This is a genomic window from Cytobacillus sp. GQ23, assembly GCF_059758675.1.
Genome location: NZ_JCAXER010000012.1, coordinates 137,884 through 148,613, shown reverse-complemented (window position 1 = coordinate 148,613; position 10,730 = coordinate 137,884). Strand labels below are relative to the sequence as shown.

Sequence of the window (10,730 nt, the reverse complement as noted above, 5' to 3'; positions counted from 1 at the left end):
ACTTATTTGTAAAAATTGAGTTAAGTTAAATCTAACTCTTCTAAAATTATTCCTTTCTTCTCCTGTTAAGTCCTTATACAACGATACAATTATATTCAGGAAAAACAAAACAATATATATAATTGTGGTTATAATAACCGAGAAATTCAAGAATTTAAATAACGAGTAGAATGCTAGTATTAACGGAAGGAAAATAAAAACATATTGTAATGAAAGAGATGTACTCATTTTCAAAGCATATTCCTTTGATATAATCGGTAACTCATTTTCAAGTTTTATTAAATGAATTACTTCACTAACAAAAGTCATAGTTGCAATTAAAGAGTTTAAAGTTAGGAATGTTAATAACATAGTTGAAGCTATTAATTCATCTTTATAAATCCCTGATATTTCTGTAGGTATTAAATAAAAAAATGTCAAAATTAATATAACTATTAACAAATTAATATATTGATTAATTTCTTTGTAATGTTTACCGAAAAAAATTAAAAAGAGGGGAGCTCCAAACTTCTTTCCTAGCAGTTGTATAAATAAGTCATAAAGTTTATTTAGATTAAAGGGTGAGAAAGAACTTGACTTTTGATCTAGCAGAGATAATCCCCTTGTAAAAGTAACAACTAACACAGTTAAAAGAATATAGGGATAAATAGGATTTAAGAATTTCATAATTAATGGATTATTTAGACCTAAGTACATAAGAAGAACACTAACAGATAAAGCAATTATTATCGGTAAGATATGTATAATTACCTTGTTTGTTATATTGCCTTCTAAAATATTGGGTATCCCATAAATAAATACAAGAAATGAGATTATAACAATACCATAAAGACTAATATTGGCCCATCCATATATGTTTGTATTCGTTAATAATAGAGTAGATGAGATTAAAACTATAATTAAAATTACTATTTTCTCAGATTCATGGGTTCTCTTTTTGTTGATTAGTTTTAAAATGAAGTGGTATGAAAACTGAACAGTTATCCAAACTATAAATATAGTAAAATAAGAGTTCAGTTTATCAAAGCCAGGAAATAACATAGGGACAATACCAGATATAACTGCCGAAACTAATTGATAACTACCTATTTGTTTTGTGAAAAATAAAAAAAAACAAGAACATTCCAACAATCAATGGCGTTCCTTTTTCGATATAGCCAAAGCTTGCGAATAGGATTATAAGTGCAAAAGCAGCAAAAGAAGATAGTATTAAATTTTTAATAAATTCCTTTTTCTGTTCACTAGTAATATTTAAATTATCTGTGAAGTAGGACAAAAATCTAAGTATAAAAGGTATTAGAATGTATAACAAAATCCAATATTTGTATTTTACTAGTATAAGTATCGGAAAAACTCCAACAAAAACCAAAACACATAGAATAAGAAGGACTACTGATAACACTCTAATAGTCCTTATCGGATGTTTAACAAGTAGAATTAAGATTGGTAGTAGTAAGACTGGGATTATAAAAACATACTGTAAGGCTGAATTCATTTCTTTTCCTCCAATGATTCAATGGTAAAAAAATGAGGTATGGAAAGATAAAATATTGCTTAACTTTTGCAATATGAAGTGAACTATAAGAATTATTATATATGCTTTTCACAGTAAATTCTTTTAAGCACTATTTTTATAAAAAAAGCCGACTGAATTAAATTATCCTCGGTCGGCAAATGTCGAAATATTTTCTATTTCTTTCTGTAATACTCCACATACCAATCCACAAACTTCTGTAACCCTTTTTCAATAGGAGTTTCAGGTTTAAAGCCTACAGCTTTTTGTAGCTGTTCAGTGGAAGCATAAGTAGCAGGAACATCCCCTGGTTTAATTGGCTCAAATACCTTTTCAAATACTACTTCTTTCCCAAGAGCATGACTTAATGCTTTTTCAAGGGCTCCTATAAATACCATCAACTTTTCTGGACTGTTGTTCCCGATGTTGAACACTTTATGGGGAACAGAACCTCCTTCTTCTGGAGGATTGCTTAAAAGTCGCTCAATTCCTTCTACAATATCATCAATATATGTGAAGTCACGATAGAGGTCATTTTCAAAGTCCCCATTGTTAAAGATTTTAATTGGCTCACCTGCAAAGTATTTATCGGTAAATCCAAAGTATGCCATGTCCGGCCTTCCCATTGGACCATACACAGTAAAGAAGCGTAATCCTGTTGCAGGAATTTTATATAGGTGGCTATAAGTATGAGCCATCAGTTCATTTGACTTTTTAGTTGAAGCATAAAGTGAAACAGGATTATCCACAAAATCTGTTTCTTCAAATGGGACCTTTTTATTCGCCCCATAGACAGAACTGGATGAAGCATAGACAAGGTGATCAACTGGATTGTATCTGCAAGCTTCAAGGATGTTATAAAACCCGATTATGTTGCTTTGAATATATACATCCGGATTCTCAATCGAATAACGTACACCAGCTTGAGCAGCCAGATTCACCACAACATTCGGTTTATACTCTTCAAAGATATTTGTAATCGCCGACTTATCTGAAATATCCACTTGGATAAAGGTAAACCTTTCGTAAGGTTCAAGCTGTTTTAAACGGGCATTTTTAAGGTTTACATCATAGTAGTCATTAAGATTATCAATCCCTACCACTCTGCATCCCTGTTCAAGTAGTTTTCTAGATAGATAAAACCCGATAAAACCGGCTACCCCAGTAATAAGGTACACTTTATTAGGAACTAGTGATTTTAAGTTCAAGTCTCTTCGACTCCTTTTTACTATCTCTATTAGCTGGTGCTCTTCCTATAGAGTGATACTCAACTCCCGTATCTTGCATATCCTCAATACTATATATGTTCCTTCCGTCATATACCAAAGGAGTTCTCATCAAATCTTTATAAGTGTCAGGTGATACTGCTTTTATTTCTCCCCACTCGGTAAAAATAAAACAAACATTTGCATCTTTTAGTGCATGTTCTATATTTGATACATATGTGATGCTACCTTTACCGTTTTTACCTTCTGGATGAACCTTTGCAAAATTCTTAGCTCCTACAGGGTCATAGGCAAAAATATCCGCACCTTGCTCTAGCAATAATGGCACATTTTCCAGGGAAGCTGCTTCTCTTAAATCATCCGTACCTGGTTTGAAAGTTAAACCTAATACAGCAACTTTGAGTCCGTTAAATGTAATAAGTCTTTTACTAGCTTTCTTATAAAGCATTGTTTTTTGTTCTTTGTTTACATCAATAGCCGCTTTAACCGTTTTGAGTTCATAACCATTTTGTTTAGCAATATACTCAAGCGCTTTTGTATCCTTAGGGAAGCATGATCCACCAAAGCCAATCCCTGCATTTAAGAACTTACTTCCAATACGCTCATCAAAACTCATTCCCTGAGCTACATCCTGAATATCCGCTCCAACCAATTCACAAAGATTAGCTATGTCGTTCATATACGAGATTTTTAGTGCAAGGAAGTCATTCGATGCATATTTTATCATTTCTGCCGATCTTCTATTTACTGAAACAATCGGTAAATGAAACGGTTCATAAATTTTCGTTAATAATTCTTCAGCCCACTTACTTTCTGAACCAATAATGATTCTCTCAGCATGAAGAGTATCATGAACTGCAGATCCTTGCGCTAAGAATTCAGGGTTTGATGCTACTTCCACTTTCACATCTTTGACTAAAAAATCTTGAATAAACTGTTCCACTTTATCATTCGTTCCAACTGGAACTGTCGATTTAACTACTACTAGACAATCTTTTTCTACCGATTCAGCAATTTGTCTTGCAACTGTTGCTATATATGATAGATTTGCAGAACCATCTGGTTGTTCAGGTGTACCAACACCTATAAAAATAGCATCTGCATCATTGTAAGCTGATGTATAATCTGTGGTATAATCAATGCGTCCAGCAGCATAATTCTTTTGCATTAGCTCTTCCAAATCAGCCTCATATATTGGGGAAACCCCTGACTTCATTAAATTCACTTTGCTTTCGTCGATATCAACACAAGTAACTTTATGCCCAACTTCAGCAAAACAAACACCTGCTACTAATCCAACGTAACCTGTCCCAGCTACTGCTATTTTGTACATATAAATTCCTTCCTTTTACTTGAAATTGTAAGTGGAATAAGTATTTCTCCATCTTGTAGTAATTTGTAATTATGAGGATATGTGTGAATAATTCTCATTAAAATCTACAGTATTTATCCTTAATAACCGTATCTCCTAAGATTTAATAAAGTAGTTGGGCATTACTTTTTCAATACCTCTACTGATTCTTCTCACAATCTTATATACAAGTTTAAAGGGCTGCTTATTCCTTTGTGCATACCTCTTCAATGCAGACCTCGTTAAGAGAAAATCCATACCTGTTTCGATCTTTAATTCACAAGGATGACAAAATCCACAAGGTTTTCCAAATACAGGAGTATGACAGACCCAAACATTTTTCATAACATCTTCATACCCCCATAAATGAATATTTGTTTTCATATCCTCCCCTGTTTTTCTAATTATTGGGAACTTAAAATTACCAAGTACTAACATCCCTTCCTTTACACTATTATTAGGGTCTAGAATATAACCGTCTCCACTTTCATCTCTTATAAGTTTTCCATATTTATTGATAGCTGTTAGAATATTACTTACTTCTAAAGGAGCCGCTTCTGTTCCTAATTCCAAGCCAGGATAAATAAAGGCTAGTCGAGCTAACCATTCATGCTGAGAACCTAATTTTGTTTCTTTAGTAATTAATTCAAACGCTTTAGTAATCTCTTGATTTGAAGGTATTGACTTTTTATCTATAAATTTAATTGGTAAAAAAGTTGCTTTTGTTTCTTTTCGGTTATTTAGATTCGATAGGATCCTCTTCATAGCTTTTCGTTCATATTTTTCACTCTGCCTATCATCACCATACACATAAATAGGTTGCACAGTACACAATTGTCTAGAAAGTTCAACAATCCTATATGTTGAATCCCACCCGCCTGTCCACAAAATACTTACATCAATGCTATTATTATCTTTAAAAATAGTATTCATGGATAGTACTCCTTTTCATATTGTAATATTTCAGTTCTTCATATCGATACTCTAGTTAACTTTCTACTTCTTCTAGAACTCTATTAGTATTTTAAGTTTTCCTAATTATATATAGTGTTTAAGTAGCATTTTTCTTAAAATGCTTAGATTTATATATGGTGTAAATTATTAAAAATAAATTGGTTATTATACTTGCTAAACTAAAAGAGGCAATTACATATAGGTCATTATTAAAAATATAGAAACTTAAGAGCAATATCCCTATCCGAAAAACCCCACTCATTATTTCATAAATTAAATAAAATCCTTGTAAGTTTAATACAGGTATAGCCATTTTCGATGGTCCATTAATAAAACCTAAAAAGAAATTAATAGCTAACCAACTTGCATATTCTCCCGCTTTGATCCATTGTGCTCCAAAAACAAATTCGAATAGAATGGGACCTAATAAGATTATTGCCCCAAATGGCAGAACACCAATTAAAGTAAGTGATAAAGTTGCTCTTATAATCAAATTACCAATACTTTCATTTCTGTGTGCTGCTTCACTAATTCTAGGATAGAACACATCATTTACTGATTTACCTATTAGTTCTAGTGGCTTACCTAGAACAGATCTTCCTAAAGAATAGAACCCAGCAGAAGCTGGGCCAAAAAAACTGGAAAGAAATAGGACGGGAAGATTTTGTGTAAGTGAATGGATAAGTGTCTGTGGTGCTCTTAATAATGGAAAATCCCGATATTTTTTGCTAATATCTTTAAGATAGATATAATGTTTTAACTCAGGTTTTGAAAGTGGGTTTTTACGGAAAATTCCAACCATTAGAAGAAATGCATTTATTAAGCTTCCTAAAGTTGTTAAGATAATTAACACAGAGGCTGTAGGATTTACAAAACCAATACCTGTTTTAATACTATTTAAAATTAAAGCATTTAAGAATGCACTTTTAGCAGTGATTCTAAATTGCTTTGTGCGTAAAAGCCATTGCTGTGCAACCTGAAGTAAAGCTGAAAAGATTATTACAAAAGGTAGGAGATATAAAAAAGATTCAATAACATCTATATTTAATAATCTAACAATAGATTCGTTAAAGAATATCAAAATTATTATTAATAAGAAGGCCATGCCCACTGAAGTATATAATGATAACTGAACCAATGATTTTGCATCAGAATCCTTCTTTGGCAAAACTATAGCCGTTGGGTATGTTAAAGCTGCTAAAGGAGAAATAATTGCAAATAATGACATAAATACTCCCCATACTCCATATGCATCTGGACCATATATACGTGTAATTACAGGTGAAAATATAAAGGTAACAACTTGAGCCGCCGCACTACCGGTAGCTACTATAGCTACATTACGCACAAATGGCTTTTTACTAAATTTTAAAAATCTGTTTTTCATACAATTATAGTACTCCTTAAATACTACTCTAATATTACATTCTAGTTTATAGCTAAGTATAAATAGCTTTTATATAAATTTATCGTAATAACCTTTTTTTTAGCTGGTTTCCCTTTTCCATAAGATAGTTTAATCTAACTGCACAATACCTAGGAATTATTTAATGGTAATTTAATCCAACTACCAATTAATTCATCATCTTCTTTCTTATTAAATGGGGAAAAACCTGAAGCTGAATAGTATGTTTTCTCACCAAAATAAATTTTTCCTTCTACTTCATAAAAATCAACTCTAACATGGTATTCATTTTTAGAAAGCTCTTTTGCCAAAAATAACATCTCATCTAATTTTACAGGTTTTGGTAATGCGTATTCTGAGTTAGGTGTATTTTTTCTCCTAATATCAGTTTTATTCCAATTTATATCATAAAAATCAATGGTGTGATGACTGTTGTGTCTATCTTGATGTATTTGAATTAATTTAGGTTCCCCATTAAAACACATAATTTTATAATCTACTATGTTATCTTGAAGAAACTTCTCACAAATGATTTTAGGTTTTAAATCTTTATATGGCCATTCTCTACCATACCAATACCAATTTTTTTTCATCCATTTTTTTAATTTCCTTTCGGACTTATTTATATCAAGTTTGGATTTATCATCACTAATTATATTTGAACCACATCCATGCGTACATTTCAGTACAAATTCAGCTGGAAGGAAACCCCAATCTATTTGTTCTACACTTTCATATACCCCAATAAGTGGTATTAAATAATCTTCACCGATAGTGTCGGTAATATATGATCGGACTTCATATTTATCTACATACTTCATCTGTGCTGGTCTTCGATCATTAATTTTTAACCACTGTAACTTTTCATTATAAGTTTTGGGATTTTGCAGGTCTAATTTTTTCCCCATTAAAATTCTATATTTTAACTTTAGATATAACTTATCAGATAAATAAGAACTACACTTTTCAACAATATTCTTTATACTTTTATTAGCCATATTTATTTTATCCTTTCGTAGCACCCTACTATGTTGGACACCTTAGAGGTTTTCCAAAAACCAATCATAAGGAATAACCCCATACCAGTTAGGTCTATAAATCATTAAAATCAAAAAGTATAATAATAAAAATATAATTATTAAAATTCCGACTAATATTCTTACCTTATAATCTCTTATTTGAGATAGTATATTGGGTATAAATACAATATATAATGCCGAGAAATACAATCCAACTCTACTCATAATCGTAGAATTTAATCCCGCAACAGAAATCACAAAAGAGATTACTACAGCAGAAAACCAAATATTACTAAAATTACTCTGAGTAAAATAGTTCGTTTTATTGATACCATCTTTTATCAAAGAAGAACCAGCTGTTTCATTCCAATAATATCTTACTAAAATACCCAATAATAGAAATGCCAAATTGATAAGTAATCCAATATATATTGCTATATTATTTTCAAATACAAAATATTGACTATTTAAATAAACTGAATAACTTCCTGTTAGGTTCACAAATAAGTTAACTATTTGATCGAATAGTAATCCCACGATCGCTCCCATAATTATTATTTGTATAAACTTCTTATAGGACCATTGAACCTTTGAAAGAGGATATATTAATAAAAACACTATTGCCGATGTGTGAAATAAAGTAGCAAACCCTACAAAAAGAGTAAATTTAATTGGGCATTTTTCATTAATATACTTAATTGACAACAATAAAATGGATAAGGCTAGGTATGATCTAGAAATGTTCATTGTATCGAAAAAGCTATTCATTGTAAGAAATATAAAGATACTAAAGGAATAATTAACTGAGTACTTTTTTATAAATGAACTAAAAACATAAAAAATAAAAAAGGTTGTAACTACCTGAAAACCAAAATAATCAAAACCTAATTTACTGATTAATCTTACTAAAAATACATATCCTATTTCAAAACGAGATTCTGATGCTGCAAATAGGTTTTCCTGTGAAATATTTGAAAAAGCCCAAAAGTAATTGCTAGTATCATTACCAACACTAAGATCTCTAATGGCTGCAAGTAAAAATAATGGACTCATGAGGAAAATAATCCAATACTTTGAATGCAACTTTTTCGATTTCATTTTTGTCGAAGATTCAATTATCATGCATACCAAATAAAAAATAGTCAAAATAACGTATATTAGCATTTAAGACTCCTTCTTCACTTACAACCTATCTTTGTTTAACTTTGCAAGAATCTTTTTTATTTTTTTGTAGCGTTCTTTATCAAAGGTTGCTTTATCTAGGATTCCTTTATCTAAGTAATGTCATCCTTAAACACTTTTGTAGAATGTATTTTAAGAAAAGTAACTGATAAGATAATTTAAAACTTAAATTTTTCTTTCTGATATTCATTCTAGGATGTTTAAATTCTCCCAATTTATAAAAAAGCAATAAAAGCTAACTAGTTACTATTTGAAATAATTCTTGCAGGGACTCCTACAGCCGTACAATTATCTGGCACATCCTTGACCACAACACAATTAGCACCAATTTTCACGTTATTTCCTATTTTGACACCACCAATAATAACAGCACCCGCCCCGATAAAACAGTTGTCTCCAATATTCGCTGATTTCTTATTTTCCTCTGCTATAGTAACGTGTTGATGTATTTGGCAATTACGTCCAATACTTGCATAATGAGAAATAATAATACCATTGAGACCATGCCACAATATGGGTGGTTCTGCAAAATGGGCTCCTCCTCCTCCTAAATCCGTGCCCATTGAAGCATTATTGAAAGCATCCATTTTTTTTATTTTGTACAAATAAAATAATCTGATCACTTTTGGTACTTTAGAGTTAGGATTTACTACCTCTTGACGCATTTCCCAGTACTTTCTATTATCATAATGTCTAATACGATTAAACATAAACCTCACAAAACGATTATTGAGATTAATATTCATTATTTCATCTCCGTATAAATAAAAGATTTATCAAAAAACTCCAACAACACAACCTTTGCTAGTTTACTAGCAGTATCAGATTAACATCCAATTATTGAGTAAAATTGTAATTCCCCTGCTATTTCGAATTACAAATTTTTATTAACTGAAAGAAGAAGATTTCTTTTTATATTCGAGTATATTAGCATATAATTGATGACTTTGTTCCGCCAAAGAAATCCAATCATATTTTTTTGAAATCTCAATAGCATTCTTCCCTTTTTCGCTGAATTTTTTCTTTTCCAGAATAAGTTGTTTAATAGCTTCTTTAATACTTCCGATAGTATTGTCAGCCTGCCAACCTGCATTTCCTACCTCAATTTCCTCTGCCATGTTTGTACCTTGAGTCACTATACTAGGTAGCCCATATGACATGGCTTCAATCAATCCCATTGGGTGACCTTCAAATCGTGAAGTTAATATAAAAAAATCACTTTCTAATATTACTCTTTCTTTATCATCATCAAAAATAGCTTCATGCACTTTAATATATTTTTCCAATCCATGCTTAGATAATAAATCTTCTATTTTATTCTTTGATCCTTGCTGATCTGGACCATATATATCAATACAACATCTAGCTTCCTTTAACTCATCTTTTACTTCTGCGCATGCTTCAATAAATAAGTCTAAACCTTTTTGATATATATCTAATCTTCCAATAAAAATGCCTTTTAAAGTATCATTATTGTATACCTCTTTAGTTCTAAACTTCTTCGTAATCCCATTAGGAATTATAATTCCAGTTTTATTCCATCCTTTCCCTGAGGCTTCAAGCTCATCCTTTGTTAAATATTGAATTGCTATGGCATTACTTGCAAAACGATTGAAATAAAAGAAATTAGCAATTCTCTTTTTTAACTTTTTGCTATCTTGAGCATCCTTTGTTAAAGAGCTTCGGGGAATTATAATGTAGGGGATATTATATTTCATAAGCTCTTTAGCAATCTTACAATAATTATAAAAATAAAAGCCCTCAAATATCACAAGATCAGGCTTGTTAAATGGTTTAGGCAAATTTTTTATTTTTAGTGCAGGATATTCCTCGACACTATTACATTTTATATTTCCGACTATTTCCCTTCTGTACTTTGGGATCAGATTATACCAAAAAACATTATCTAACATACTTTGACTTTCAATTTGCGCAGGAACACTGTAGGTAAGCCCAGCAGATTTATTTCCAGTTAAGCACGAAATATATACTATATTCAAATAACCACACCTCAATAAATTTAGGTTTTTTTAGTCTATTAGGTTACATTAAATCCTATGTTTGAGTGCCTTACATCCAA

9 protein-coding genes are annotated in these 10,730 nt (G+C 31.0%); all 9 read right to left on the bottom strand.

Annotated features, from left to right (window positions below; all coding sequences use genetic code 11):
- The coding region (locus AC6CHU_RS12175) for a hypothetical protein (protein ID WP_498121852.1) at positions 1–1,041 on the bottom strand (1,041 nt) is incomplete at its 3' end.
- Between the two features lie 648 nt (positions 1,042–1,689).
- Complete coding sequence (locus tag AC6CHU_RS12170; RefSeq protein ID WP_498121850.1) at positions 1,690–2,721, bottom strand: SDR family NAD(P)-dependent oxidoreductase; 1,032 nt, start codon at positions 2,719–2,721, stop codon at positions 1,690–1,692.
- Positions 2,696–4,072 carry a UDP-glucose dehydrogenase family protein gene (locus AC6CHU_RS12165; RefSeq protein ID WP_498121848.1) on the bottom strand — a complete coding sequence of 459 codons (1,377 nt, stop codon included), beginning with the start codon at positions 4,070–4,072 and terminating at the stop codon, positions 2,696–2,698. The genes AC6CHU_RS12170 and AC6CHU_RS12165 overlap by 26 nt, the downstream gene beginning before the upstream one ends.
- Before the next feature lie 135 nt (positions 4,073–4,207).
- Positions 4,208–5,023: a hypothetical protein gene (locus AC6CHU_RS12160; RefSeq protein WP_498121846.1), complete on the bottom strand. Its 816-nt coding sequence runs from the start codon at positions 5,021–5,023 to the stop codon at positions 4,208–4,210.
- Between the two features lie 118 nt (positions 5,024–5,141).
- Positions 5,142–6,431: a lipopolysaccharide biosynthesis protein gene (locus tag AC6CHU_RS12155; protein ID WP_498121844.1), complete on the bottom strand. Its 1,290-nt coding sequence runs from the start codon at positions 6,429–6,431 to the stop codon at positions 5,142–5,144.
- A 149-nt stretch (positions 6,432–6,580) separates the two neighbouring features.
- Positions 6,581–7,447, bottom strand: a complete 867-nt coding sequence (locus tag AC6CHU_RS12150; protein ID WP_498121842.1) for an ATP-grasp fold amidoligase family protein — start codon at positions 7,445–7,447, stop codon at positions 6,581–6,583.
- Between the two features lie 42 nt (positions 7,448–7,489).
- A complete protein-coding gene (locus tag AC6CHU_RS12145; protein ID WP_498121840.1) occupies positions 7,490–8,566 on the bottom strand; it encodes an EpsG family protein in 1,077 nt (358 codons plus the stop codon).
- Between the two features lie 323 nt (positions 8,567–8,889).
- Positions 8,890–9,396, bottom strand: a complete 507-nt coding sequence (locus AC6CHU_RS12140) for a serine O-acetyltransferase (protein WP_498121838.1) — start codon at positions 9,394–9,396, stop codon at positions 8,890–8,892.
- Positions 9,397–9,537: 141 nt separating this feature from the next.
- Positions 9,538–10,650, bottom strand: coding sequence for a glycosyltransferase family 4 protein (locus AC6CHU_RS12135; protein ID WP_498121836.1), 1,113 nt, complete (start codon positions 10,648–10,650; stop codon positions 9,538–9,540).
- Between the last annotated feature and the right edge of the window lie 80 nt (positions 10,651–10,730).